Genomic DNA, 23150 nt, shown 5'->3' with positions numbered 1-23150 from the left:
TGAACGTCTGCTTCAGCGACTTTGAACGACAGCTATCAGCGCGCTGCCATGTCGGCTCAGGGTCGACTTCTGCCTGCCAGAGGTAGGCTATGGCGTACCGCGCTACCCATTCGGCATTGGGCAGGGTGCGGCCAGGAGCCGCCAGTGAGGGCCTTCGACTAATTCTCCAGAAAGCAGGCATTTGGTGCGGGCGCCAACGCGATCTGGCATGCGATAGCGAAACCGGATGGTGCAATGCCGTTAAGAAATCCAAAACGCATTAGTAGGTTAGCCACGCAGCTAAGAGGCACAGCGTGCCGATAGCAACGCCCAGGGCCGGCACCCGAAACCAGTATCGGACGGCAAGCCATAGATACGTGGCCCCGACGGCGACCGGAATCAATAAAATCGCCTTCGGCGGAGCCAAGGCATGCAGCGACAACGCGAAGGAAATGCAGCCGATGGCAAACATCAGCAAACCAAGCGTGTGGCTGTAGTTGAAACCCAACCAGGCTTTCCAGACGGTGGTACCGCCTCGCGAAAGCCGGAGGTCCGTGGTCTTCATCGCCTCCAAGACTGCGCGACTGTCTGGAACGAGCCGGCGCGGATTTTGCGAATCACGAAATGTGTACCATCCATGCACGATCCCGAGCAACCCGAAGATCGATGCACCGACGATCAGTAAGGCTGGCGTCATGGCCGAGTTTCCCAAGCGATCAAAGCAGCGGGCACCCGCCCGCCGGGATTCCAACCGTGGCGGGCTGGTTGCACTTTACAACTCATCTGTATATTGGTGAGATGCAAATCACAACTCAGGGTGCCGTGATGGGCTAGTGGTCAGATCAGCACCTGAGCAGACGCCTGGACTTTGCGGGTGCTATGAGTGTCCGCTCCTGCCATCTTGAGCGTCCTTTAAAGAGGACGCCCGCTGACCGCTCCGCGTCGAACAGCCGGCGCCCGTCGACGGCGGTAGTGTGAAGCTGAGACTGCGGCAGTCTCGCTGCCGCACGCGATGCCGGCTAACATGATGCCTGGCATCCGTACTCGATGCATATCCGGACTGGATCATCCGACCGACATTGGGGCGGGGCCGTGACCATCCGCAAGCTGGGGATTCGCGCACTCGCGTTCTGCGTAGCGGGCGCGTTACTCGGCAGCGGGGCCGCATTGGCAGACGAAGTACGCTGCGGCCACTGGCACGTTGGCAAGCAGGCTCGACAGCACGCCGATGCCCGCAATCATCGCCAGCGCAACCAGCGTCAGCTCCGTGCCGAACGCCTGATAGAGCCCAAGAGCCATCAACTGCAGCAAGCCGGTCTTGACCACCGCCTGCACGAGGCAAAAAATGCTTGCCAGGAACACTAGGGTCTTCCAGTCGACATCGCGCAGCACGTCGTCGGTCGATTCGATCCGGGCTGCATATCCGACCAGCAGCGCAAGCGCACTCGCGATCAGCGCCACCGCGGGCGGCACGATGCGCGTAGGCAGATCCTCGCCGAAGACGAAGAGGACGACCATCATCGCGAGCACCGCGAGCGTGAGACTCGCATAGACTGGCCGCTCGATGCGCCTTGCCGTCGTATGCGGCGGCAAGGTCCGCCGCAGATGCCACACGTCCGGCATCAGCCAGCGCAGCAGCGGCACGACGATCGCGATGGCCATGACACCGCCCAGACTTACGCGGTGCAGATAGACGCCGAACGTCATGCCAATCGAGCTGCCGACGAGGAACGTCGCCGGGTCGCCGACCAGCGTGAGCAGACCGGCGGAATTACTCACGATCGCGGTCAGTATCATGGGCCCGACGAAATCCGCTTCGAGCGCAAGCGCATCCCGCACGATGACGGGCGCGAGCAGGATGACGGCGGTGGCATTCGGCAGGAACGCGCACACGGGCGCGACCAGGGCGATCAGCAGGAGCAGGAAGCGCTTGCCGCTGCCGCCCGTCGCGCGCAGGTAGAAGTCGCCCAGCAGATCGAATATGCCCGTCGTAGCCAGGATGCGCGCCACGACCATGCCGCCGAACAGCAGGCCGATCGGTCCGCCCGAGGTGCGGAAGGCGTCGACGATGTCCTGACCGTCCAGAATGCCGAGCGCGATCAGCACGCATACGCCGGTGAGCGCGGCCACGGCCATGTCGATCACATTGAAGGCGATCGTAAGAATCACTGCCGAAAAAACGGCCATCACGATGGTGATCTGCAGTTCGCTCATGGGCTGACTCTCCCCGCTTAGCGCATTGGTGGCACGTACATCAGTCCGCCCTGCGTCCAGAGCCGGTTGAGCCCCCGTTCGAGATTGAGCAGGCTATGCGGACCGAGATTGCGGTCGAACAGCTCACCGTAGTTGCCAACGGCCTGCACGGCGCGCAACATCCATCCGGATTCAACGCCGAGACTGCGGTCCACCTCGTCGCCGGCCACGAGCGCTTGCAGCACGACGGCCTCGTGTGAGCGTTGCGCAAGATTCGCCCGTGTGACACCCAGTTCCTCGGCGGTCAACAGTGCGAAGAGAACCCACCGCACGAGCACCAGCCAGCTCCGGTCGTCGCCGCGCACGGCGGGTCCAAGCGGTTCCTGCGAGATGCGTTCGGGCAGGATCACCCAGGCTTGCGGACCGCCAGGCGCATGCAGACGCGCGGCGGCCAGCTGCGACGCATCGCTCGTCCAGGCGCTGCAGCGGCCCGAGAAAAAAGCCGCACTCGCTGTGGCAGCCGACTCGAGGACGAGCGGCCGCAGGTTCAGGCGGTTCACGGCCGAATACGCGAGAAGATGATCCTGGCTCGAAGTGCCTTTCTGGACGCACACGGCCGCATCCTTGAGCCCGGCCAGCGTCGGCGGGGCGCCCTGCGTGCGCACCATGAACGCCTGGCTGTCGTAGAAGAGGATGCCCGCGAATTGCACGCCGAGCGTGCTTTCGCGCAGCAGGGTCCAGCTGGTGTTGCGGGCAAGCAGGTCTATCACGCCGTCTTCCAGCGCCGGGAAGCGCTCCGACGCCCTGAGCGGAACGAAGGCAACCCTGTCCGGATTGCCCAGTGCAGCGGCCGCGACCGCACGGCAGAAATCGACATCGATGCCTGTCCAGGCGCCGGATGCGCCGTGCACCGAAAACCCCGCGATGCCTTCGCTGACGCCGCAGCGCAGGACCCCGCGCGCCCTCACTTGGGCAAGCATCTCGCCATCCGCGGCGTGCGCGCTCACAACCGCGCCGATGATCAGCAAACCGGCCGGCAGGATGCGTCCGATGATGCGACCGACGTGCGCCATGGCTCTCCCCGTTTGTGTGCATTGATTGGCGGGCCACCTTGGACAATTATGTGTGTGACGCGGGCAACCCGGCCATGGGGCTTTCCCGAGCACGCAATGCTGCGGCGAAGGGCCGGTCTGCCGACGGAGGCAGGCCTTGACCAAGCGCAACAGGATTGACTTGCCTTCGGTGTCCAGGATATCGCTTCTCGCTTTCCGGCGTGCCTTCAGCGCCAAGTGGCCGTGAGACAAACAAGCCACCAGGAGCGCTGATGGATCGACAACCGGCTCGTCCAATCTGTACAGAATGGTCCTTCGTGAGCATGCATGGAGCGAACACGAATCGGCGGCCTCAAGCCATATCCGACCGGCAGCGTGGGGTAGTGCGACCGCTTTGGAGCGCGATGGTGACATTCGCAGAAACTAACTGAGGGGCAGGAACGGGTCGGGTGCGGCCGACCGCCCGAAGGGCAGCGCCCGGCCAACTCCGGCCACTCGTATGCGCGCTGCGGCGGTCATTCCAATGTCGCCTCAGAGCCAGACATCGGACGCTGGCCGGTTGATCACAAGTGCCATCGTCGGCCTGAGCCGACGCGCACACCGCAACTCCAAAAAAGTGCTCGCGCTGCGTGCAATCACGATGAAAGCTCTGGATGAACCGGCACCGTGAACTGAAAGACAGCGCCGCGCGGCACGTTGGCGCTCGCCCATAATCGTCCGCCGTGTGCTTCAATGATCGAGCGGCAGATCGACAGCCCCATCCCCAAGCCGGTCGGCTTCGTCGTGTAGAACGGGGCGAAAACGCGCTCGGCGCTGTCCGCGGCAACGCCCGGCCCCGAATCGCGTACCGCCCGAGCACGCAGCCAGCGTCGGCTTCGGAAGTGCTGACGAGCACTTCCCGCACGCCATCGCTGATGCCACCCATGTCCTCGATCGCGTTGATGACGAGGTTAAGCAGGACTTGTTGCAGTTCGACGCGTGTCATTGGCGATCTGAAAGTCGTCAAAAACCTACGGTGTGAAACTCACTGCGTGGAACCGACTATTCTTGGTTCATCTTCTTCGGGGCCCGGTTTGTCTAAAGCCTGGTTCTTCTTTATTTTTCTTCGCTCCGTTCTCCTGCTTCCCTTGTAGTTGCCGCATTCTCAGCGGATTAGCCACTGAGGTGAGTCGCGGCGCAGAACCAGCTTGACCCTTGATCCCGCCATCGTGCTATCGCTTCAACAGTGTGAATTTCAAACCGTCCGTTTTCATCGAATTCCACGCCGCTGGTGACAGATAGAGCGTGACGCCGAGCGCATAGAGGTCGCTGGGCGAATCGATCGAGCGGTTCATCCGGCCGCTCTGCTCGGGCGCCATGTAGGCGAGCGTGCCGGCGAGGGTCTCGGGCGGCTCGGGCGCCCGCCGTTCGCGCGGCAGCCACGAGGCGATGCCGAAGCCGGTAAGCCGCGCCTGTCCGTCCGCGCCGTTCACGAGGATATGGGCGGGCTTGAGATCCTTGTGGACAAGGCCGCGCTGGTGCAGCTTGCCCAGCGCCACGGCGATGCCGACGGCGAGGCGCAGCACACGTCCCACCTCCATGGGCGCGCCGAGCAGCCGCTCGAGCGGCTCACCGCCCGGATCCTCGAGCACCAGCAGGGTCCGGCCGCCTTCGTGCACCAGCTCCAGCGGCCACACCGCCCACGCGCCATCGAGTTCGTCCTTCAATCCGAACTCGTGAGCGAGGCGATCGAGGCTGGCCGGCGGTGGATGGTCAACGGCGGGCCGCGCAATCAGGACGTTGTGTACGTTGTCGCCGCCATTGCCCGGGCGCCGTCCTCGCCATCGTCCCACACGATCTGGAAGCTGTTACCCATCGGCGCCGGAACCATAGGTGGGGTTCATCTGCCGCACGCTGCCGTCAGGCTGTCCCCCCCATGGGGTGAAGAACGGGACGCCAATATTCGTCCGCCTCAACTGGGCAGGGTGCGCTCGAAACGCAGGTGACAAGACGGCATCGCCACGGTCAGCAACGCGTCAGCAGAAAGCATCTGGTCAGGATACACCTCGACGACCGCGGCGCCATCGGGATTGGTCAGAGGACCCGCAGTGAGCGCCTGCACGCACTGCTTTGCGTCGTCCGAATGCGATGGGCCTAGGCGCGCCACCGACGCGGCTCCGGCGAAATGATCGAGATTCCCGGCCTTGCCCCGAGGCCGATTTGCGAGCCCAAAAATGTCGAGCGATGAGCCACGCTGACGGCACCGCGTGATGAACTGAGGGCCACCAACCGGAGCGCCACGCTAGGATCCACTGCGGCAATCAGATCAGCGTGTCGCGTGGCGAGTTCGCTCCGGCCCGCGAGGACCCTTGTACAAGAGGTCAACCCGCGAGTGGATGACGGCCTTACCCCTCATTCAACTGAGCCTGGAGCGAACCTCCGCTGCATGGTTCGGGTCGGGCTCGGCACAGCGATCCACGACCGTCCGCAACAGCCGGGGGCGTGCCGCCAGCCGCTGACGCACGGATGTCCGCTGCACCTTGATGCTGTTGAAAAAGTCGCTGGCCGTCTCTCTCACAAGGTTTTCAGGGGTCTTCTTAACCCTTAGCCGACGTGACCGGGGGTGACGCCGAACGACTATACGAGTGCGCTGGCTGGCAGCGCGTTCGGGTGGTGCCGAAATACGGGTGCCGAAATACGCAACCGGAACAATGGTATGAAGTTTGCTTCTTCCGTGCCGCCGTGACCCGTCCCCGTTGAAGGTGTATTCGCACAATCACTCACTCGGTGACTGTCCGATTCACAGCCGATCTGGACTGCGCATCGGTTCGCTAGGTCCACCGAAGGAGTAATCGGCCATATGCCGCAAAACTTTTCGGTCAATAAAACAGCGGCGCCGCATCCAATATTTGCACCACAAACGCGCATTCACGCTCACCAATGGAGCATCTGATGAAGTTGAAGTTGGCTAGTTGCATGAGTTTCCTGCTGTCCGCGTGTCTCGTTGCCGGCACAGCGCACGCTGAAGAATTGAGCGGCACCCTCAAGAAAATCAAGGACAGCGGCGTCATCACGCTTGGTGCGCGAGAATCCGCAGCACCCTTCAGCTACCGCGTGCAAGGCACCGAGTTCGCGGGCTACTCCTACGACATCATGATGAAGGTCGTAGATCGCATCAAAACCGAACTGAAAGCGCCCAATCTGCAGGTCAAGGTCATACCGTTCACAGCGCAGAACCGCATTCCGCTGATTCAAAACGGCACATTGGACCTTGAATGCTCGACGACCACAAACACTCCGGAACGCCAAAAGCAAGTGGCCTTTGGCGTTCACGCCAGCCTTGAGAGCCAGCCCGGACACCGACACTCCTGGCCTTTGGCATGCCTCGATCAGCCGGCGCTTGTCCTCTGGATCAAAGCAGCGCCGGCCGCCTTCATCGATATGCGTGACTTTGAGAGGGAGGAAGTCAAGATCGTCTGGGGTCATGTTTGCGTCCGCAAGTTGTTGTTGCGGACACAAGCTTGACCCTCCTCAGCTGGGTTCGCCAGATGCGGAGGAATTACCGCTTACGCATGATCGTTATCGAAAAATAGCGTGGGACGACGATCAACCATCACCATCGGTCCCTTTTCGGCCCAAGAGCAGACAGTCGAACGAAGAATTTCCAACGAATTTGAACGGCTGCTTATTTACTTAGAAGCGGTCGTCGGCGAATTCAATTATGGAATAGAGCGATCTCAGAAAGCTTTAATCAGAGTTCAAGGCTCGCGACAATGTCTGATCCCCGATGCCTGCTTCCACTGACGCCCGGTTCACTCCAGTTCACGCAAGCTGTCGTGCAGAACTTCGACGCGCTGCAAATGACTGTTGCCGCGCTCGAGCAACCGTTCCGCGACGAGCGAGCAAATCAGGTTGACCACTGACGTCATGCCCGCCTTGCTGTCGAACAGCATCAAGCCATCGGTATGGCATCGGATCACCCAGCGCGCCAGCCGCGCAGGTTTGCCCGCGATCACATCCGACATATACAGAACCGGCACGCCTGCCTCGGCCAGCGCGGCGGCAGTCACGCCCACCGCCGGCACGCGGCGCCGCAAGCCGATGATGATCGCGAGATCCTTCGCGTTCAGATCGGCGAGATATTCGCCGATCGTGTCGCCGGGCGCGGGCAATAGCATCACGTCCGAACGCACCTGAATCAGTTCGCGTCGGATCATCGTGGCGACCGTGTGGCTATGCCGATAGCCGATGATCGCCACGCGTCGTGCTTGCGCGATTGCGTCGACCACCTCGCTCAGCACTTGCGTATCGAGCGAACGGTAGGTGTTCGCCATGTTTTCGACTTCGTGCTGCAGATGGGCCTGGATCACGTCGTCGAGTTTCGAACCCGCCGTCTTGCGACCCCTGTCCTGTAGATATAACGGCGAACCGCCGACCTGTGCCGCTCGCGCAATCGCCCGGGCATCGTCATAAGACGCATACCCCAGTTTTTGAAAGAACCGTGTGGCGGTTGCCTTCGACACTTGCGCGGTCGTCGCCAGTTCGGTGGCGGTTTGCATCGCCAGTTGTCCCGGTGCACTCAGAATCACATCGGCAAGCCGCTGATCGATTTCAGACAGTTCGTCATAGCATTCCGCAATCCGGCTTTCGATCGACGGTGGGGATCGCTTCTCTTTTTTGGTTTGAGCGTTTGACATTTCGGCAGGTGGATAAATGGGTTGCCCGTGATGGTGCGATCTCAGCACCGCAAACGTGCATCCAGGCTTGCCTGCACGGGACAGGTGCAGGTAGGCGCTATCCGCATCGGCTGCATTATAGGTCCGGCGCCGGAAACGTGAAATCGGTGTTTCTCTCGAATCCATATAGAAACATGCGTTTTCAACGATAAGTTCGTGAAACGTGTGTTTCAGGCATCCCACTGGTATGGATCATGCGTTGCATCCTGCATTGTCCACCTGTCTACGGGAGTCCCATCGATGTCGAAGCGCTGCCTCTCCAGCCTTGCCCTTGCCGCGTTGTTACCGTTTGCCGCGTTGATTCACCCGGTCGCCGCCAGCGCCGATACGCTCGACGACATCAAGAGTCGCGGCACGATGACGGTCGGCATCGATCCGACCTTCGCGCCATACGAATACACGGACGCCAGCAACAACATCGTCGGCTTCGATCCGGCCATCCTGGCGGCCGTCGCGAAAAATCTCGGCGTGAAGATCGAATATCAGCGTATGGCGTTCAGCGGCATCATTCCCGGCCTGCTCGCGCATTCGTTCGATATCGAAGGGTCGGCTCTGAACGTGACCGCCGAACGCGCGAAGCGTCTCGCGTACGTCGTCCCGACCAGCAAGACCGTCAACGGCGCACTCGTACGCGCCGATTTCAGGAAGATTCCGGCGAACGCCACCGTCGAATCGCTCGCGGGCCTGACCGCGGCGGTCAAGAGCGCAAGCGCGCCCGAGCAGATCCTCAAGCAGTTCAACGACACGCTGAAGGCCAAGGGTCTCGCGCCCATCACGCTGATCAGCGTGGATAGCGTGGATCAGACGGTGGCCGCATTGATGACGCGTCGCGCCGATTTCGTGTTCGACGATATGACCGTGCTGGCGGGCGTGATCAGGCAGAACCCCGGCAAGCTCAAGTCGACCGGTGAACTCGGCCCGTCGCAATGGATCGCGTGGGCGACTCGCCCGGACGATACGCGTCTGAACAAGGCGATCAGCGACGAAATCATCGCCATGAGGAAATCGGGCGAACTCGCACGCCTGCAAAAGGCCAATCTCGGCGTGAGCTTCGATACGCCGACGTCCAACTTCATTCCCCAGCAGTAAGCGTAGGCAGGCCGAATCAAATGACAGATCCAGTTCAGACTCTCACCGTCAAGGCGGGACATGGCCGTACCTTCGAAGTGAAGGCCGGCCAACGCCTGACGATCATCGACGTCGAAGGCCAGCAGGCCGCCGATTTCGTCGCGGTCGTCGCCTCGAACCATACCGAGAAGCTGTCGCCGACCCACACGCGTCGTCAGCTTCGCACGCTGTTTTTCAATGTCGGCGACGCGCTGTATTCGTCGTTGGGACGGCCTCTGTTGCGGGTCGTCGAGGACACGGTCGGGGTTCACGATGCCAACGTACCTGCGTGCGACGACACGCGTTTCACGGTCGATTTCAACGTGATCGGGCATCGCAACTGTCTCGACAACATGCACGCGGGTCTCGCGCTGTACGGACTGTCGCCGTTCGACGTGCCCGAGCCGTTCAATCTGTTTCAGAACGGCCCGGTCACCGCCGACTGCCGGATGCAGGTCACCGATCCGACCAGCAAGCCGGGCGACCACATCACCTTCGATGTGCTTGAAGACCTGGTGTGCGCGGTGTCGTCGTGTCCGCAGGACATCATTCCCGGCAATGGCCTCAAGGTCACCGACATCGCCATTTCCATCCTGCCCGCGACGCCCGTCGCCGCCTGAACGGACTCAACCATGCTGCTTCTCAAAGAACCGCCCTCACGCGCCGCGCTGCCGCCGCAAACCATCGCCGTGCCTGCCGGCGAAAGCGGTGCCATCGAAGTCAAGGCCGGCCAGATCCTGCGCATCGAAGCGAAAGAACCCGGTGCGGTCGCCTCGATGTTCGGCTTCAGCCGCATCAACGGCGACGTCTACATGTCGGTCCATCACACGCGTGTCTTCAGCAATTCGTACGTGTTGCAGGCCGGCATGCGAATCGTCAGCAACCGTCGTCGCGCGATGATGGTGCTCGGCAAGGATTCGAGCGGCAAGCACGACTTGTTGCTGCCCGCATCCACGACCGCGTATCTCGTCGAACAAGGCTACGCCGGACAGACCGGTTGCGTCGAATCGGTCGGCGCGGTGATCGACACGCTCGGCCTCAAGCCGCCGAAGATGCCCGATCCGGTCAACCTGTTCATGCACGTCGCACTGCATCGTGACGGCCGCATCGAACCGCTGCCGAACACCACGCGCGCGGGCGATTTCATCGCGTGTCGCGTCGTCACGGATATGACGTTCATCGTGTCGGCGTGTTGCACCGGAATCGCGGGTAACGACGTGCCTGGTGCGCTCGAACTCTCGACCGCGGAAGAACTCGACGAACTCTGATTCCGGAAAAACGCCGCAATGGGCTTCGACCCGCAAGTGATCCATAGCCTGCCGACGTTGATCGACGGCTGGTTGCTGACCGTAGAACTGACGCTGCTCGGCGTGACCGGCAGCGTCGTGTTCGGCCATCTCGCACTGGCGATGCAACTGACGCGCATCGCGCCATTGCGCTGGGCCGCGCGCCTCTACATCAGCTTCATGCGGGGCACGCCGGCGCTCGTGCAACTGTTCATGCTGTTCTTCGCGCTACCGCTGATCGGACTGGGCGGCCGGCCGATGCTGGCCGCCGCGCTGACGCTCGGCCTGAACAGTGGCGCGTACACGGCCGAAATCCTGCGCGGCAATCTCCGGGTCGTCACGGCCGGTCAGTATGAAGCGGCGATTGCGCTCGGCATGGCGCCGTGGCGTATCGCGTTGCGCATTGCGTTACCGCAGATGCTGAAAGCGAGCTTGCCCGCGTTCATCAACGAATTCACGATCCTGTTGAAGACCACGCCGCTGGCGTCGGTCGTGGCTGTCACCGAACTTACGTATGCGGGGCAAATGGTGATCGCGCGCACCTACACGTCGACGCAAGTGATGTTGCTCGTCAGCGTCGGCTATCTGGCGGTCGCGCTTCCCGTCATCTACGCCGCGCGACGCATCCAGCGTAAGCCGCGCCTACCGCGCGCGTCACGCATCGCAAGCGGCGTCGCACGATGACGTTCGACCTCGGCGTTCTGTCGGGATATTGGCCCGAACTCGTGCAAGGACTCGGCGGCACGATCTGGCTCTGTGCGGCCGGCGCGGCGATGTCGGGCGTACTCGGTGTGTTGCTGACGATCGGTCAGCGGCGCGGCGCGCCGTGGCTCGTCGCGCTGATTCGCGGCTATACGGCGCTGACGCTTGGTTTGCCCTTGCTCGTCTTACTTTACGTGACGTTCTTCGTCTTGCCGGATTTCGGCGTGCTGCTGCCTGCTCCGCTCGTCGGCACCGTCACGCTCGCGATCTATTACGGCCCGTACGTTGCGGAAGTGATTCAGGCCGCCGTCGCCGCCGTGCCGGCGGGCACCGTCGAAGCGGGTGTCGCCATCGGCATGTCGCCGGTGAAAATCGCGCGACGCATCATCGCGCCGCAAGCGCTGCCGCTGTTGCTTCCCACGTTGACCGGCCTGTTGATCGGTCTGGTCAAGGATTCCGCGCTGCTGTCCGTGATCTCGGTTCATGAGTTCATGTTCGCCGCGAAATCCGTCGTGTCCGACACCTACGCTCCACTCGAAGTCTATTTCGTCGTCGCGATGGTCTACTGGGCCGCGACGTCCGTCATCCATCTGTCGACCCGTTATTGGGAACGCCGCCTCGGGCGCGCCCAACGGGTCGCCCTGCCCCGGTGAACAGCATGAACCTATCCGACAACACGACGCCCGTTGCGTTGAAGGCGAGCGGCATCGTCAAGTCGTTTGGTCCGAATCGCATCCTGGACGGCGTCGACCTGACAGTCGCGCGCGGCGAAACGATCTGCGTACTCGGCCCGTCCGGCTCCGGCAAATCGACCCTGCTGCGCTGCCTGAACTGGCTTTCTCCGCCCGAAGAGGGCGCGGTCTGGATCGGCGACGAGCGGATCGGTTTGCGTGAAAACGCGAACGGCTCGACCGGCCCACGTCCCGACCGCGAGATACGCGCGCAGCGCAGCCGGATCGGCATGGTGTTTCAGAGCTTCAATCTGTGGCCGCACATGACGGTGCTCGAAAACGTGACGGAAGGCCTGCTGTCGGTCAAGCGGATGAGCCGCCTTGCCGCCAGCGACCTCGCGGTCGAAGCGCTGCGGCAAGTGGGGTTGAGTGGCAAGCACACAGCGATGCCCGCGAACCTGTCGGGCGGACAGCAGCAACGCGTGGGCATCGCGCGCACTCTGGCGATGGCGCCGGAAGTGATCCTCTTCGACGAACCGACCAGCGCGCTCGACCCGGAACTGGTCGGCGAAGTACTCGCGGTGATGCGCGGTCTCGCCGCGAACGACACGACGATGATCGTCGTCACGCATGAGATCGGCTTCGCGCGCGATGTCGCCGACCGCGTGATCTTTATGGACGGCGGACGCATCGTCGAACAGGGGCCGCCTGCACAGGTGCTCGACGCACCGTCGTCGCCCCGTCTCCAGCAATTTCTCTATCGCTTCAACCTGGAATCTAAAAGCTCATGAGCTACACGAATCAACCCACATCGACCGTTCTCGCCGGCCACGGCAAAGCCGTTCGACTGAAAGCAGGCCAGGCCGTGCGCGTCATCAATACGCATGGCACTCAGGTGGTGGATTGCTGGGCCTGGAATGCGTACGACCTGAACGAATACATGTGCATGGAAACCACGCGCGTGTGGAATCAGCGGCTGAACCCTATCGTCGGCGACAGCTTCGTGACCAATCAACGTCATCCGGTGCTGACCGTAGTCGAGGATACGACGCCTGGCGTTCACGACACCTTCATGGCGGCCTGCGATCGCAAACGCTATGAACTGCTCGGCGTGCGCGGCTATCACCGCAACTGTTGCGACAACATGTTCGAAGGCATGTTCGAACTCGGCGTCACGCCCCCGCGCCAGAACCTCGCGTCCTTCAACATCTTCATGAATATTCGCGTGCAGCCCGACGGCATCACGCTCCATACCTTGCCCACCGTGACGAAGCCCGGCGAGTACATCACGTTGCGCGCGGAAATGGATTGTTTCGTCGCGTTTTCCGCCTGTCCGCAAGACATCGTCAAGATTCAGGGGCAAGGCGACAACACGCCAAAGCCGGTGGAAATTGCAGTGCTCGACAACTTCGAGTCGGATCTGCAAGGCACGCAATCGTGGGTGCCTGCCGCCTGAGCATCCCGGTCCATTAACCGATCTAACCGATCACTTCGCGTAAAGACAGATGGCACTCCCTACTTTCGATCCCGACGCACCCGCCTTCACACGCACGGGTATCAACCTCGCGGACCCGCGCCTCGGCGCGCAGGCTGTATTCGCCAGCGACGATTTTTTTGCACCGATGGCGCGCATGCTTGACCCGAACCCGGCCGTCTTCATTCCCGGCAGATACGACGACAACGGCAAATGGATGGACGGTTGGGAATCGCGCCGCAAGCGCGAGACCGGCCACGATTTCTGCATCGTCAAACTGGGCGTGGCGGGCGAATTGATGGGCGTCGATATCGACACCAGTCATTTCACCGGCAACTTTCCGCCGGCTGCGTCGATCGACGCGTGCCGTTGCGACGACGATATGCCGCCCGCCGACGCACAATGGACTGAAGTGCTGCCCGCGACCGCGCTCAACGGCAACGCACATCATTATCACGCGACCGATCCGGCCACTCGCGGAATGTATACGCACGTGCGCCTCAATATCTATCCGGACGGTGGCGTAGCGCGTTTTCGGGTGTACGGACGGCCGCGCCGAGAACTCGCGCCACGCGCCGAACTCGATCTCGCGTCCGCGATGAACGGTGCGCGAATCGTCGCCGTGAACAACCAGCATTACGGTTCAGCGTCGAACCTGCTGCTGCCGACGCGCGCGGCCAACATGGCCGAAGGCTGGGAAACCCGGCGACGCCGCGAACCGGGCTGCGACTGGTGCATCATCGAATTGGCGACGCCCGGTGAAATTAGTCAGGTCAAAGTTGACACCGCGCATTTCAAGGGGAATTTTGCGGACCGATGCTCGCTACAAGGCGCGTTCGTCAGCGCGGGAACGGACGAGTCCCTGATTACGCAATCGATGTTCTGGCCGGTATTGCTCGACGAGCAGAAGCTGGAGATGGACAGGGTACATACCTTTGCGCCGAGCCGAAGCATGTCTGTTACACATGCGCGCTTCAACATATTGCCGGATGGTGGCGTCTCGCGGCTGAGTCTGATGGGGCGCACCTTGACTTGATCCAAGGCAAGCCTTCACCTGCATTAATCCGCAGTCTACTCACGAGAACTCACGACTCATGCGCAGCGATCGAACGGCCGCTTTACTCTCGAAGCGACCTTCGGCGCAATCTGAGCCTGAGTGACGGCAATGGATCGGACAGCGCCCGCTGACTGCGGGCACAGACTAGATCTCCCTTCAATTGAAAGGAGATCGTCATGGAAACACCTGAGAAAGGAACCACTGCCAGAGTGCCGTGGAACAAAGGCCGGTTGACTGGGCAGAAACCACCGCTGAAGCTCAAGGAAATCTGGGCCATTCACATCCGCCTGCAGCTTTCGGCGCGCGTCCGCGACCTCGCCATGTTCAATCTGCGTGAACGTCCGCTTCTCGTGGCAAAGCGAGCATGGAGAGACAAGTATCCGGGAACGTTGTCGGGCGGGCACTCGCCCCAAGCGGTCATCGCGGATGCGGAAGCGTGAAGGGCGGCTTCACGCCCTGAGGCGGTCCGGCAAGGTTTTTCCGCTGGCAGGTGCAGCCCATATCCCTGACCTTGTAACAGGTCTACCACGCGGTCATTGACGGCTTGTAGTGAGGCATTCAGGCGTGGAAACTTCTCTGCCAGTTCACGGATGCCGCCCTTCTCGAACGATGCGCTATATACGTAGACCGGGCCGCTTTCTCCGCAAGCGGCAACTAGCGCCTTGGCAAAGGCAAGCAACGGATCCTGACCCGACAGGTCAAAAAATGCACGGTGCTCCAGTTTGCCCGTTCGCGACAGACGGTGCAGGCTGAACTGGAACGGGAGCTGCTGATACCCGTAACATTTAGTCCCCCATTGCGTAGCAGTTGGCGCGGGCGTCGGACAGTGCGTGATGCCGGCCGCCATGCGCGCTGTAATAGCTTTCCATTCGGTCGAAGTCGATCACCTCGCCAACGTGGCAGGCCTGCCAGCCAGCGGGCGGCCCATCGAGCAGATCGCACAGCAACTCCCAGTCGCCCCCGTAGTCGAAGCACAGCATCCGCTCCGGTTCGTTGGCGAACTGGTCGAGCCATGCGAGCAGCGCGACGCGCAGCGCCTCGCGCGTGAACACGCGGCCCGCATGCTGGCCGAGCTGCGGCAGCACGGCCGCGCGCACGAATTCGCTGCAGCTGGGCATATCGAAGTCGGACCGCTCGCCGTAGAACTCGCGGCCGTCGTTGGCCACGAGCGCGACGCTGATCAGATCGCAGTCGATGAAATCCGTAAATTCGGTATCGACAAAAAGCCGCATGCGCTACCCCTCGAAATCAAAACCCCGCAGGGCATATCCCAGCCATCTTGACGCGGCTTTCCCTGTGGAAAGCACGTTGCGCTTCCCATAGATCCGCCCTACGACGAATGAGATAGAAACCCTGAACCCCGACCCAAGGCTGGCGCTTCTAGTTGCCCTCTTCGGTCTGTTCACGCGCGTTTTCCAGCCCGTCGAGCGCGTCAGTGAGCAACTTGCACAGCCAGTAAATGAACTCCTCCCAGCGGGCCCACATGAGCGCCACCTGGCCATCCTCATCCACCCAGAAGGCGGGATTGGTCGATCCATCCGGGTCCGATGGAAATCGGGCCGATAGCCAGCCTAGCAGCGCGCGGCATAGTTCGAGCGGCACATCGTGCAGATACACCACATAGCCCCATTCCGGCTCAGCAAAAGGCACCCCCGCCTCCAACCCGGCCTTGAGCGCGTGCGGCCGGGTGGCGTCGGTAAGCGGCGCTTCGGCTGCCGCTATGCCAGCGCGCAGCGCGGCGAGGTGTGTCGCGGTGGTGTCGTCTTCCGATGCGCCCGCATGTCGCTCGTCCACGAGCGCCGCATCGAGCGTGGCCGTCATCCAGTCAATGAACGCCTCCCAGCTCTGCCACGTGTAGGCGAGCTTGCCTCTCGCATCGCGCCGCACCACGCGCGCCGGTGAGTCCCAATCGGTCCAGCCGTGGTGCGCGAGTAGCCAGCGCGGCAGCAGCTGGTCGCGAAACTCGTAGGGCGCATCGGTTGCGTAAAGCACCTTTTCGCTGGCGAGCTCGTGCGACGGCACGCCCGCAGCGATGCCGAAGATGAACGCGTGATGTTTGTCCTTGATTGCCATGTCACGTATGCCCTCAATAGTGCGGAAAGCGCCCCTGCAGCCAGTTGCACCAGTCCCACGGCCAGGCGCACTCGCCCTCGCCGTCGATCGCGGGGCAGCCCGAGCCGCGCAACGCGGCCCGAAACTCGTCCTGCCAAGGCTGGGGCACATCGAGCAGCCGAACATAATACGGCCTGCCATCGCGCATCTGCACGGGCACCGCCTGCAGCTGCGCGGTGCGCTCGTCACGGGCGGACAGCTGGCGCAGGCGATGGTGAATCGCAATCTGATCGCCGGTCGGCACGCCGTTCTCTTCATCGTAATGCAGGCGCAGCATGGCCACGTCGCCCGCCCGCACGCCTGCCTCATGCATGAGCTCGGCCAGTTCAGGGGCGTCGTGCGCTTCGAGCTGCCGGCCACTGTCGAGCGTGGCCACCAGCACGCGGCGCCCGGGATCGCAGGTACGCGCACACGCGGCCAGTTCGCATCCGCAACCAGCTCGAGCGGCACGTCGAAGTCGGGCGATGCGCTTACCTGACCCGCAAGCGCGCTAAAGCGCCTCGTCCGTGAAGCCGGGCGAGCCGCCGATCCATTCGCCCTTGATGTGCTGCCCGACCGCTTCGTGCATATCGTCGGTCGAGACGGCCTGTTCTCGCTTGTGGACGACGCCCTTCAGTTCCTTGACCATATGTTTGCTCCTGCCGCGCTGCCGAGGGACGGATCCAGTTTCAAATACCCATGCTGCGCTCAAGGCGCATGAGCAGATCGCGCACCCGGTCATAACCGTTTTGCGTCGCCAGTGCATCCAGTGGCCGATCACCATTCACAGGACCATGGGGCGCAGCATCCATTGCATCGCGATCACCGGGTCTTCGAGCACTTTGCTGGCCTGTACATGAACGCCCAGCACGCGCGCCGCGTGCTCAGTGAGTTCTTGTCCGCGGTTGAAGCCTCATTCGTCATTGTCAAGCCAGACGGGACCGGTTGCGCCTTCAAATTGCTGCACCGTGCCGCGCAACCGTGACAACACCGCATCCGCTGCCGCGTTATGCCGCGTCGACGTGATCAGCACGGCCAGCTCGTGAGCCGCAGCGTCGACCTCGGCGGGTGACTCATGATCGCCGCCTCCGGCCTGATGCGCCGGCACATACGGCCCCAAGCAATCCCGCTCGCGATGACCACCATCGACGACGGCTGCGGAGTCGCGCCGGTTACATCATTAAAGCCCCGCTTTCGTAGCCCTGCACGATAACGCCCGCCGAAGCTGGCAGACACTGCAGGATTTCAATCAGTTCAGCGACGGTCATCATGATTGGTTCCTCAGATGAACGCGCTCGCGTGAGCGCGGGCGTCCTGCAGCGCGTGATGTTCGCCGCCATGTTCCGCGAAATAGCTGGCAAGGCGGCGGGCATCGAGTCTGTTCCCGCCACGTGGCAGGGCGCCACCGAGCAGAGGGTCGACGAGTTGCAGATCGCCGTGAAAGTCGAAACACAGTACCGGCTTCGCTTTCGCTGGCACCCGGTTCAGCCAGTCCAACAGTTCACGGCGCAACTGGTCGAACGGCATCGCGCAGTCGGGAAAACTGGCCGAGCTGCGGCAGCACGCTCGAGTGCACAAAGTCGCTGCACATCGGGCGCTCGATGTCGGAGCACTCGCCATAGAACTCACGCCCGTCCTCGCCAACGATCGCCACGCTGATGAGCTGGCAGGCGTCGAAATCCGTGAACTCCGTGTCGAGGAACTAGCGCGGCTTCCATGGGTCACGTGGACCACGGCCAGACGAAGGGCCATCAGCCCCGGCTGCCGCAAGGTCACTTGCAACACCGGGCCACACCTCGCCCGCATAGGGTGCAACCGGATCCCACCGGCCAAGCCGAGCGGCGAGCTTCTTTCCGTGAGCCATCCGAACCTCCCAAGGACACGCGTATCGCCCGTGTGACGTGTCGCCACAGGCAAAGGGCTTCTCAGGGTTTGTCCTGATTACAGACACGCGCCCATCGTTCGGCTTCAACTTGCGTGTGCAGGCCAAGCTGTCTGGCCGTTTCGGTGGGCAGGCGGATTGTCACGATAGCGTCACCCTTTTCCAGCGTGGACAGCTCCCCGACTATCAGGACAGTCCTTGGCGTTCGCTTCGAAGCCATCGCTGATAAGGTTGTTCTTCGGCGCGTTCTGATAATGCTTTGAACTGGCGGTTCTAAGATATCCGCGTACGTACTCTTCCAGAAGATCTGCTTCTTTGTGGTTGGAATACTCCCCTGTCTCAACGTTTTCGAGCTGGGCGACACCATTTTGCGTACGGATGAGGCGATACTTTCCCTCGCCTCGAAAAACGATCTGTTCTTTTCTGAAGTTAGTCGCACAACTGTGGCGCCAGTCGCACTTACTCTGGCGCCCTACGACTACACCTGTCGGATGACACATTTCGTGAAAAACGCCTCTATGAATTTAAAGGGCTTTTTCACTAAAAGTGACATGCATCGGGGCCGTCTCTGACACTAAAAGTGAAAAAACTCGGCAGCCGTGCCGCAATAACTGAAAAATCTCGGCGCCCCCGTCAAAGCCGCGCCAGGACGGGCTTCGCCAGCGCCGGCGATACGCTCCGAACTACGTTGTATCTCCCAGCCCGCGCTCCCACATTCGGAATACGTGTGGAGCACGCTCATGAATACGAACCGGCGATGCATCGCGTGCGGCTGCGCCTTCCAGCCGTATCCCCAGGTTCCCGCCCAACGGTTTTGTTCCGCCCCCGCATGTCAGCGTGAGCGCCGACGACGTTGGCAACGCCAGCGCCTGCGCACCGATGCCGACTATCGCGACAACCAGGCGCGGGCGCAGGCCAAATGGCGCACCCGTCATCCGGACTACTGGCGTGAATACCGCGCGATGCACCCGACCTATCGGGAGCGCAATTGCGCGATGCAACGGAAGCGGAACGCGCGACGGAGTTCCACTCCTGTTGCAAACATGGACGCGTCACCGTCCTACCGGCCGCTCGCGTCGGGCTTCTACATACTGCGCCGCGTGGTCGAAACCGGTATTGCAAAGACGAACGCGTGCACCGTCCATATCGCCGTGCTGTCGGCAACCAACGGGCCACCCATACGTGATTGCAAAGAGATGACGTGATCGACTTCCGCGCCATGCCTGCTACCTTTGCCTTGTACCCGCTCTGAATCAAACACCACCGCAGTTGCGACGCGGTTGCGTTTCGAAGTGACGATCTGCGTTTCCGGCGCGATGCCGGACGCGCAAGCTCAGGGGAGCGAGGATTCGAAGCTGCGGAGCAGGACCGTGTCACTCGATCACACATGCGGTGCAGGTGTCGCGCAAGCTCCTCCCACGGTGCGGGCAGCTGAATACGTCCGGATGTCGACGGAGCACCAGCAATACTCCACCGAGAACCAGCGTGACAGGATTCGTGAGTACGCTACGCGGCGCGGTCTCGAGATTGTTCACACCTACGCTGACGAAGGTAAAAGCGGTCTTCGCATCGACGGGCGGCAGGCGCTGCAGCAGTTGATCAAGGACGTCGAAAGCGGCCGCGCGGATTTTCAGGTGATCCTCGTCTACGACGTAAGTCGCTGGGGGCGATTCCAGGACGCGGATGAAAGTGCCTATTACGAGTATGTGTGCCGACGCAGAGGCATCCAGGTGACCTATTGCGCCGAGCAGTTCGAGAACGATGGTTCGCCCTTCTCGACCATCGTCAAGGGTGTGAAAAGGGCGATGGCTGGTGAGTACAGCCGCGAACTGTCGGCGAAGGTATTTGCCGGCCAATGCCGGCTGATCGAGCTCGGCTTCCGGCAAGGTGGACCGGCCGGATATGGTCTACGCCGTGTACTCATCGATCAGCACGGGATCATGAAAAGCGAACTTCAGCAAGGCGAGCACAAGAGCCTGCAGACCGATCGCGTCATTCTGGTGCCAGGGCCCGAGAGCGAAATCCGGATCGTCAATCTCATCTACAGCTGGTTTATTGACGAGTCGTTAAACGAATACGAAATTGCGGCCCGGCTGAACGGCATGCGTGTTCGCACCAATCTCGATCGGGAATGGACACGTGCGACTGTACGGGAGGTACTGACCAACGAGAAATACATCGGCAATAACGTCTACAACCGCGTGTCGTTCAAGCTCAAGAAAGTGCGCGTCGTCAATACGCCGGACATGTGGATACGGAAGGAAGGTGCATTCCAGTCGATCGTTTCGAGTGAAGTGTTTTACACAGCGCAGGGCATCATGCGCGCGCGTGCCCGGCGCTATTCGAATGAAGAGCTGATTCAGCGCCTGCGTAACCTGTACCGAAATCGTGGCTTCCTCTCCGGGCTCGTCATCGACGAGACGGATGGCATGCCGTCGAGCTCCGTTTACATGTACCGGTTCGGCAGTCTCATCCGAGCTTACCAGACCGTCGGCTTCACGCCCGGTCGCGATTACCGCTATCTCGAGACCAACCGCTTCCTCCGGCAGTTGCACCCCGAAATCATTGCCCAGACGGAGAAAAAAATCGCCGATCTCGGCGGCGCAGTGGAACGTGATCCCGCAACTGACATGCTCACGGTCAACCATGAGTTCACCGCCTGCCTCGTTCTTGCGCGTTGCCAGACGCACGAAAACGGCCGGCATCACTGGAAGGTTCGGTTTGATACGAGCCTGCTGCCGGACATCACGGTAGCCGTTCGACTCGATCAGGCGAATTCGGCGGCACTCGACTATTACCTCCTGCCGCGCCTCGATTTTGGCCAGCCGCGCATCAGCCTTGCCGATCAGAACAAGATTGAGTTCGAGAGCTACCGCTTCGACACGCTGGAGTATCTCTATGGCATGGCGGAGCGGGCCCGCCTTCGGAGGGTGGCATGAACCAGCAGCAACAAACGGGCGAGGTCCGGATGATTCCGGTCGACCAGATCGAGGTCATCAATCCGCGCGAACGTAATAGCCGCGTGTTCAACGAAATCGTCGGCAACATCAGGGCGATCGGCCTGAAAAAACCAATCAAGGTCACTCCGCGCGCCACTGACGATGGTGTCGAGAAGTATCTGCTCGTGTGCGGCGAAGGCCGCCTGAAGGCTTTCCGTTCACTCGGCGAAGCGACTATCCCGGCGATGGTTGTGAATGTGAGCGACGAAGATGCATTCATCATGAGCCTCGCCGAGAACATCGCCCGTCGTCAGTGCCGGCCACTCGAACTCCTCGCCGGCATCCGGCAATTGCAGGAGCAGGGATACACGCCCAAGGTGATCGCAGAAAAGACGGGACTGACACAGCAGTACATACAAGGCATTCTGATGCTGCTGCATCATGGAGAGGAGCGACTGGTCATCGCGGTTGAGACGGGACGGATTCCGCTTAACGCTGCGCTCACGATCGTCGGCGCCGGTGATGATGATTCAGCGATACAGCTTGCTCTGCAGGAGGCTTACGAGTCCGGCAAATTGCGTGGGAAACAGTTAATGGACGCCCGCCGGATCATCGAACGGCGGAAGACACTTGGGCGCTCTGCCGGTCGCAACATGTCGGGAAAGCTCGCGGACGTGACAACATCTAGCCTCGTGCGGACTTACCAGCACGAAGTCGAACGCCAGAAATCGATGGTCCGTAAGGCCGGGTTTGCGCAGCAGCGGCTCATGTTCGTCGTGGGTGCGCTGCGGCAATTGTTCGCCGATGAGAACTTCGTCAATCTGTTGCGTGCGGAAGGGCTGGCAACGTTGCCCAAGTATCTTGCCGAGCGGGTCTGGTCGAGCGGGAGCGTCGCATGACAGGCGTGACGCTCGGGTTCATCCCCGAGCCCCTATCGGTTCCAGTAGTGTGTATCCTGCCGTCCCGCAGGACGCCGGCGACCATTATCGATTCCCGCAAGTTCAAACAGATCAAGGCATCGATCGAGGAGATCGGTCTGATCGAACCGCTGTCTGTCACGGCAGCACACCAGGGTACGGGTCAGCACGTGCTGCTTGATGGCCACTTACGCCTCATTGCGATGCAGGAGCTCGGATTTGTCGAAGCTTCCTGCCTGATTGCGACCGACGACGAAAGCTACACCTACAACAACCGTGTCAATCGGCTGTCCACGATCCAGGAGCACTATATGATCCGGCGCGTCGTCGAACGGGGTGTATCGCCGGAGAGGCTGGCGAAGGCCCTTGCGATGGACGTGTCCCACATTCTCAAGAAGCTGTCACTGCTGGACGGCATATGCCCTGAAGCGGCCGAACTTCTGGGGGACCGTCAGTTTTCGGTGGAGCTTGCTCGTGCGCTCCGAAAAATGAAACCGACGCGGCAGGTCGAATGCGTCGAACTGATGATCGCGGCAAACAACGTGACCGTGCCCTACGCTGAAGCGCTCCTCGTCGCGACACCCGCAGCGCACCTGATGGAAGGCAAGAAGCCGCCGAAGCTGACCGGCGTCACTCCTGAACAGATGGCGAAGATGGAGCGGGAGATGAGTAACCTCCAGGGTCAATACAAACTTGTCGAGCAGACCTACGGACAGGATGTGCTGAACCTGGTGCTCGCAAAGGGATATCTCGCCAGGCTCCTGGAGAACGAACTGGTAGCTCAATATCTGCGGCAGCGTCAGCCTGACCTTCTGGCCGAGTTCGAAACGATTGTAGAGATCGTCTCTCTTGAACAGCAGCAATTCAGCGTCGTTACCTAGCTATTCACGCCCCCAAACGCTCTTGAGTTAATCTACACAGTTGTAACAGTCCGGGTTCGGCCACAAACTGCCGGCCACATGCGCCGCCGGAAGGCCGCTCAGGCGCCGGCTCTGCTTCGCAACCGGCCATCTGATTGTCGCAAGGCGAGCGCTCGTTCAGCGGCCAGAAGGGACATCAATCTGGCCGGCCAAAGACGCCCTGTT

General features: G+C 61.5%; 24 protein-coding genes and 4 pseudogenes. 14 read left to right on the top strand and 14 right to left on the bottom strand.

Annotated elements, in window-relative coordinates; all coding sequences use genetic code 11:
• Positions 1–259: 259 nt before the first annotated feature.
• From OKW43_RS13995 to OKW43_RS13970, 6 genes and pseudogenes are all read right to left on the bottom strand, one after another.
• Positions 260–676, bottom strand: coding sequence for an LIC_13387 family protein (locus OKW43_RS13995; protein WP_429447942.1), 417 nt, complete (start codon positions 674–676; stop codon positions 260–262).
• A gap of 449 nt (positions 677–1125) precedes the next feature.
• Positions 1126–2193, bottom strand: coding sequence for an SLC13 family permease (locus OKW43_RS13990; RefSeq protein ID WP_429447940.1), 1068 nt, complete (start codon positions 2191–2193; stop codon positions 1126–1128).
• 17 nt (positions 2194–2210) lie between these two features.
• Positions 2211–3200 carry an amino acid ABC transporter substrate-binding protein gene (locus OKW43_RS13985; protein WP_429447938.1) on the bottom strand — a complete coding sequence of 330 codons (990 nt, stop codon included), beginning with the start codon at positions 3198–3200 and terminating at the stop codon, positions 2211–2213.
• A 659-nt stretch (positions 3201–3859) separates the two neighbouring features.
• Complete coding sequence (locus OKW43_RS13980) at positions 3860–4087, bottom strand: ATP-binding protein (RefSeq protein WP_429451672.1); 228 nt, start codon at positions 4085–4087, stop codon at positions 3860–3862.
• A 414-nt stretch (positions 4088–4501) separates the two neighbouring features.
• Positions 4502–5079, bottom strand: a pseudogene (locus OKW43_RS13975) (serine/threonine protein kinase); the annotation flags it as partial.
• Between the two features lie 96 nt (positions 5080–5175).
• The gene (locus OKW43_RS13970) at positions 5176–5325 is read right to left on the bottom strand and encodes a hypothetical protein (protein WP_429447936.1); all 150 of its coding nucleotides are present in this window, start codon (positions 5323–5325) and stop codon (positions 5176–5178) included.
• A gap of 854 nt (positions 5326–6179) precedes the next feature.
• On the opposite strand from OKW43_RS13970, the pseudogene OKW43_RS13965 reads away from it, so the two are divergent.
• Positions 6180–6527: pseudogene (locus OKW43_RS13965) on the top strand (transporter substrate-binding domain-containing protein); the annotation flags it as partial.
• On the opposite strand, the pseudogene OKW43_RS13960 reads toward OKW43_RS13965, so the two are convergent.
• Together OKW43_RS13960 and OKW43_RS13955 are read right to left on the bottom strand one after the other, a co-directional pair.
• Positions 6528–6689 (bottom strand): annotated as a pseudogene (locus OKW43_RS13960) (transposase); the annotation flags it as partial. It abuts the pseudogene before it with no gap.
• A gap of 326 nt (positions 6690–7015) precedes the next feature.
• Positions 7016–7900 carry a MurR/RpiR family transcriptional regulator gene (locus OKW43_RS13955; protein WP_429447934.1) on the bottom strand — a complete coding sequence of 295 codons (885 nt, stop codon included), beginning with the start codon at positions 7898–7900 and terminating at the stop codon, positions 7016–7018.
• Between the two features lie 279 nt (positions 7901–8179).
• Between OKW43_RS13955 and OKW43_RS13950 the strand changes: the two genes are divergently transcribed.
• From OKW43_RS13950 to OKW43_RS13910, 9 genes and pseudogenes are all read left to right on the top strand, one after another.
• The gene (locus tag OKW43_RS13950; protein WP_429447932.1) at positions 8180–9028 is read left to right on the top strand and encodes a transporter substrate-binding domain-containing protein; all 849 of its coding nucleotides are present in this window, start codon (positions 8180–8182) and stop codon (positions 9026–9028) included.
• Positions 9029–9048: 20 nt separating this feature from the next.
• On the top strand, positions 9049–9666 hold the full coding sequence (locus tag OKW43_RS13945) for a DUF1989 domain-containing protein (protein ID WP_175164613.1): 618 nt from the start codon (positions 9049–9051) through the stop codon (positions 9664–9666).
• Positions 9667–9678: 12 nt separating this feature from the next.
• Complete coding sequence (locus OKW43_RS13940; protein WP_429447930.1) at positions 9679–10314, top strand: urea carboxylase-associated family protein; 636 nt, start codon at positions 9679–9681, stop codon at positions 10312–10314.
• Between the two features lie 18 nt (positions 10315–10332).
• The gene (locus tag OKW43_RS13935; RefSeq protein ID WP_429447928.1) at positions 10333–11016 is read left to right on the top strand and encodes an amino acid ABC transporter permease; all 684 of its coding nucleotides are present in this window, start codon (positions 10333–10335) and stop codon (positions 11014–11016) included.
• Positions 11013–11687, top strand: coding sequence for an amino acid ABC transporter permease (locus OKW43_RS13930; protein ID WP_429447926.1), 675 nt, complete (start codon positions 11013–11015; stop codon positions 11685–11687). Before OKW43_RS13935 ends, OKW43_RS13930 begins: the two co-directional genes overlap by 4 nt.
• Before the next feature lie 5 nt (positions 11688–11692).
• Positions 11693–12496, top strand: a complete 804-nt coding sequence (locus OKW43_RS13925; RefSeq protein ID WP_429447924.1) for an amino acid ABC transporter ATP-binding protein — start codon at positions 11693–11695, stop codon at positions 12494–12496.
• Positions 12493–13161, top strand: a complete 669-nt coding sequence (locus tag OKW43_RS13920) for a DUF1989 domain-containing protein (protein WP_429447922.1) — start codon at positions 12493–12495, stop codon at positions 13159–13161. The genes OKW43_RS13925 and OKW43_RS13920 overlap by 4 nt, the downstream gene beginning before the upstream one ends.
• Before the next feature lie 49 nt (positions 13162–13210).
• On the top strand, positions 13211–14215 hold the full coding sequence (alc, locus tag OKW43_RS13915; RefSeq protein WP_429447920.1) for an allantoicase: 1005 nt from the start codon (positions 13211–13213) through the stop codon (positions 14213–14215).
• A 197-nt stretch (positions 14216–14412) separates the two neighbouring features.
• Positions 14413–14568 (top strand): annotated as a pseudogene (locus OKW43_RS13910) (integrase); the annotation flags it as partial.
• Here the strand turns inward: OKW43_RS13910 and OKW43_RS13905 are convergent.
• From OKW43_RS13905 to OKW43_RS13880, 6 genes are all read right to left on the bottom strand, one after another.
• Positions 14514–15083, bottom strand: coding sequence for a DUF2779 domain-containing protein (locus OKW43_RS13905; RefSeq protein WP_429447918.1), 570 nt, complete (start codon positions 15081–15083; stop codon positions 14514–14516). The pseudogene OKW43_RS13910 and the gene OKW43_RS13905 sit on opposite strands and share 55 nt — an antisense overlap.
• On the bottom strand, positions 15022–15468 hold the full coding sequence (locus OKW43_RS13900; protein ID WP_429447916.1) for a hypothetical protein: 447 nt from the start codon (positions 15466–15468) through the stop codon (positions 15022–15024). Before OKW43_RS13900 ends, OKW43_RS13905 begins: the two co-directional genes overlap by 62 nt.
• A gap of 148 nt (positions 15469–15616) precedes the next feature.
• The gene (locus OKW43_RS13895; protein WP_429447868.1) at positions 15617–16309 is read right to left on the bottom strand and encodes a hypothetical protein; all 693 of its coding nucleotides are present in this window, start codon (positions 16307–16309) and stop codon (positions 15617–15619) included.
• A gap of 13 nt (positions 16310–16322) precedes the next feature.
• Positions 16323–16724 carry a hypothetical protein gene (locus tag OKW43_RS13890; protein WP_429447914.1) on the bottom strand — a complete coding sequence of 134 codons (402 nt, stop codon included), beginning with the start codon at positions 16722–16724 and terminating at the stop codon, positions 16323–16325.
• A gap of 114 nt (positions 16725–16838) precedes the next feature.
• Complete coding sequence (locus tag OKW43_RS13885; RefSeq protein ID WP_429447912.1) at positions 16839–16976, bottom strand: hypothetical protein; 138 nt, start codon at positions 16974–16976, stop codon at positions 16839–16841.
• 632 nt (positions 16977–17608) lie between these two features.
• Positions 17609–17854 (bottom strand): hypothetical protein, encoded by a 246-nt coding sequence (locus tag OKW43_RS13880; protein WP_429447910.1) that lies wholly within the window; start codon positions 17852–17854, stop codon positions 17609–17611.
• Positions 17855–18949: 1095 nt separating this feature from the next.
• Here OKW43_RS13880 and OKW43_RS13875 point away from each other — a divergent pair.
• The 4 genes from OKW43_RS13875 to OKW43_RS13860 all read left to right on the top strand — a co-directional run bounded on the left by OKW43_RS13875 (position 18950) and on the right by OKW43_RS13860 (position 22946).
• On the top strand, positions 18950–19414 hold the full coding sequence (locus OKW43_RS13875; RefSeq protein ID WP_429447908.1) for a hypothetical protein: 465 nt from the start codon (positions 18950–18952) through the stop codon (positions 19412–19414).
• 111 nt (positions 19415–19525) lie between these two features.
• Complete coding sequence (locus OKW43_RS13870) at positions 19526–21148, top strand: recombinase family protein (RefSeq protein ID WP_429451670.1); 1623 nt, start codon at positions 19526–19528, stop codon at positions 21146–21148.
• Entirely contained in the window at positions 21145–22047 is a 903-nt protein-coding gene (locus OKW43_RS13865) for a ParB/RepB/Spo0J family partition protein (protein ID WP_429447906.1), read from the top strand. The genes OKW43_RS13870 and OKW43_RS13865 overlap by 4 nt, the downstream gene beginning before the upstream one ends.
• On the top strand, positions 22044–22946 hold the full coding sequence (locus tag OKW43_RS13860; protein ID WP_429447904.1) for a plasmid partitioning protein RepB C-terminal domain-containing protein: 903 nt from the start codon (positions 22044–22046) through the stop codon (positions 22944–22946). Before OKW43_RS13865 ends, OKW43_RS13860 begins: the two co-directional genes overlap by 4 nt.
• The last annotated feature ends 204 nt before the right edge of the window (positions 22947–23150 follow it).

This window comes from Paraburkholderia sp. WC7.3g, assembly GCF_050436345.1.
Classification (GTDB): Bacteria; Pseudomonadota; Gammaproteobacteria; order Burkholderiales; family Burkholderiaceae; genus Paraburkholderia; species Paraburkholderia podalyriae.
The sequence above is the reverse complement of the archived record's forward strand: the minus strand, read 5'-3'. Positions and strand labels throughout refer to the sequence as shown.

What these genes read in the sequence shown, in the direction of transcription:
- OKW43_RS13995 (WP_429447942.1), bottom strand. Translation starts at nt 676, where the DNA reads ATGACGCCAGCCTTACTGATCGTCGGTGCATCGATCTTCGGGTTGCTC.
- OKW43_RS13990 (WP_429447940.1), bottom strand. Translation starts at nt 2,193, where the DNA reads ATGAGCGAACTGCAGATCACCATCGTGATGGCCGTTTTTTCGGCAGTG.
- OKW43_RS13955 (WP_429447934.1), bottom strand. Translation starts at nt 7,900, where the DNA reads ATGTCAAACGCTCAAACCAAAAAAGAGAAGCGATCCCCACCGTCGATC.
- OKW43_RS13950 (WP_429447932.1), top strand. Translation starts at nt 8,180, where the DNA reads ATGTCGAAGCGCTGCCTCTCCAGCCTTGCCCTTGCCGCGTTGTTACCG.
- OKW43_RS13945 (WP_175164613.1), top strand. Translation starts at nt 9,049, where the DNA reads ATGACAGATCCAGTTCAGACTCTCACCGTCAAGGCGGGACATGGCCGT.
- OKW43_RS13940 (WP_429447930.1), top strand. Translation starts at nt 9,679, where the DNA reads ATGCTGCTTCTCAAAGAACCGCCCTCACGCGCCGCGCTGCCGCCGCAA.
- OKW43_RS13935 (WP_429447928.1), top strand. Translation starts at nt 10,333, where the DNA reads ATGGGCTTCGACCCGCAAGTGATCCATAGCCTGCCGACGTTGATCGAC.
- OKW43_RS13930 (WP_429447926.1), top strand. Translation starts at nt 11,013, where the DNA reads ATGACGTTCGACCTCGGCGTTCTGTCGGGATATTGGCCCGAACTCGTG.
- OKW43_RS13925 (WP_429447924.1), top strand. Translation starts at nt 11,693, where the DNA reads ATGAACCTATCCGACAACACGACGCCCGTTGCGTTGAAGGCGAGCGGC.
- OKW43_RS13920 (WP_429447922.1), top strand. Translation starts at nt 12,493, where the DNA reads ATGAGCTACACGAATCAACCCACATCGACCGTTCTCGCCGGCCACGGC.
- alc (WP_429447920.1), top strand. Translation starts at nt 13,211, where the DNA reads ATGGCACTCCCTACTTTCGATCCCGACGCACCCGCCTTCACACGCACG.
- OKW43_RS13905 (WP_429447918.1), bottom strand. Translation starts at nt 15,083, where the DNA reads ATGGCGGCCGGCATCACGCACTGTCCGACGCCCGCGCCAACTGCTACG.
- OKW43_RS13900 (WP_429447916.1), bottom strand. Translation starts at nt 15,468, where the DNA reads ATGCGGCTTTTTGTCGATACCGAATTTACGGATTTCATCGACTGCGAT.
- OKW43_RS13895 (WP_429447868.1), bottom strand. Translation starts at nt 16,309, where the DNA reads ATGGCAATCAAGGACAAACATCACGCGTTCATCTTCGGCATCGCTGCG.
- OKW43_RS13885 (WP_429447912.1), bottom strand. Translation starts at nt 16,976, where the DNA reads ATGGTCAAGGAACTGAAGGGCGTCGTCCACAAGCGAGAACAGGCCGTC.
- OKW43_RS13880 (WP_429447910.1), bottom strand. Translation starts at nt 17,854, where the DNA reads ATGCCGTTCGACCAGTTGCGCCGTGAACTGTTGGACTGGCTGAACCGG.
- OKW43_RS13875 (WP_429447908.1), top strand. Translation starts at nt 18,950, where the DNA reads ATGAATACGAACCGGCGATGCATCGCGTGCGGCTGCGCCTTCCAGCCG.
- OKW43_RS13870 (WP_429451670.1), top strand. Translation starts at nt 19,526, where the DNA reads ATGCCGGACGCGCAAGCTCAGGGGAGCGAGGATTCGAAGCTGCGGAGC.
- OKW43_RS13865 (WP_429447906.1), top strand. Translation starts at nt 21,145, where the DNA reads ATGAACCAGCAGCAACAAACGGGCGAGGTCCGGATGATTCCGGTCGAC.
- OKW43_RS13860 (WP_429447904.1), top strand. Translation starts at nt 22,044, where the DNA reads ATGACAGGCGTGACGCTCGGGTTCATCCCCGAGCCCCTATCGGTTCCA.